Source organism: Jatrophihabitans lederbergiae (genome assembly GCF_031845305.1).
Classification (GTDB): Bacteria; Actinomycetota; Actinomycetes; order Mycobacteriales; family Jatrophihabitantaceae; genus Jatrophihabitans_A; species Jatrophihabitans_A lederbergiae.
Genome location: NZ_JAVREH010000161.1, coordinates 1 through 1,396 on the forward strand (window position 1 = coordinate 1; position 1,396 = coordinate 1,396).

1 protein-coding gene is annotated in these 1,396 nt (G+C 63.9%); it reads left to right on the forward strand.

Annotation, left to right across the window (positions count from 1 at the left end; translation table 11 throughout):
• The first annotated feature begins 354 nt into the window (after nt 1–354).
• On the forward strand, nt 355–1,230 hold the full coding sequence (locus tag RM423_RS24720; RefSeq protein WP_311425692.1) for a DUF2971 domain-containing protein: 876 nt from the start codon (nt 355–357) through the stop codon (nt 1,228–1,230).
• Nucleotides 1,231–1,396 lie beyond the last annotated feature (166 nt).

The window sequence follows — 1,396 nt, forward strand, 5'->3', positions numbered from 1 at the left end:
GATACAACTCGACAGCGTCGCGGCGAAACTCCTCGGAGTAGTTCTTCCTCGCCATGAGTGGATCATCTCGCTTCCACCCCACCGAAGCAGGGATTGAGCGTGTCCACTACTCGGGGTCAGGTCCCCTGAGCGTGCCGTCGGTGATGGATGCCGGCGCTCTGCCGGCCAGCGCACGCAATCACTGCCGCAACGGATGGCCGTCCCGGATCTCGAAGATCGGCGAAGTCTGATCGGTGGCCGCTGTCCGCCTCGATGCACGTCTACTGGGAGGTGTGCCGGGGGTTTCCGAAGCTGCCTGCCGGGACCGGACTGACTGCCGATGAACTGAGCCGATGCAGACAGTAGGTTGCTTGCGTGGCTGACACGGACCCGAGCGATGCCGACGTGCTCTACCACTACACCAACACCTACGGATTGCTCGGAATCATCACAAACCTGACCTTGTGGGCCACTGACGCCTCCTACCTCAACGACGCGCAGGAGATGCGCTACGGCCGAGCGGAAGTCGTCGAGGCATTAAACGTCGAAGGCCAACGACTCATTGACTCCGAAGGCCCCCCGGGCGGAGGCGCTGAATACAGCCGAGGAACGGTCATGCGCAGCGCGGCCAACACCGTGCGCACGGACACGCCACCGGACGGGCAAGCGCCTGCCAGCGTCTACGTGACTTGTTTTTGTTCAGACGGGGATCTGCTCAGCCAGTGGCGTGGTTACGCCGAAGGTTCGGGCTTCGCCGTCGGCTTCCGACGCGACTACCTGGAAGGGCTGCAGTGGCCCAACGGCCGGCCTGGCACTGGACCCGACCCGACGCCAGGACCCGAATTGGTCAAGGTCAGGTATGGCCCGACCGCGGTCGCGGCACTGACTCAACGAGTCACCGCCGAGATTCAACCGCACCCAACCGGGCACCCGAATGCCACCGGATGGGGCAGAGCGCAGGACTTCGTATGGCCGGCATTGGCCACAATCAAGCACGAAGCGTTCCGCGAGGAACAGGAGTCACGACTGATCCTCGCTCGACCGGCCGCCGAAAGCCCATTGAGGTTCCGATCTGGCCCGTTGGGAGTCACTCCGTATGTCGAGATCCGTTTCGATGCAGCGGCGATCGCCGAGGTAATCCTCGGGCCAGGCCCTGATCAGCCGTTACGCACACGCGCCGTTCACCAACTGCTCCATCATGCCGGGTGCACAGCGAGCGTCCGCGGCTCCACCGCGCCGTTCCGCGGCTAACTCCGTCGACACGTGGTCATCAAGCCCGGGCAGTGATACCTTGTCGACGGCGCTCCAAAGCTGGTCGGTTCCGGCGCTTGAAAAGTGAGCGGTTGTGGGCAGTCTAGGTCTCGGTTTGGTCGGTGGTGGTGCGGATGCTGGGGAGGCTGTCGATGCCTCGTCCGCG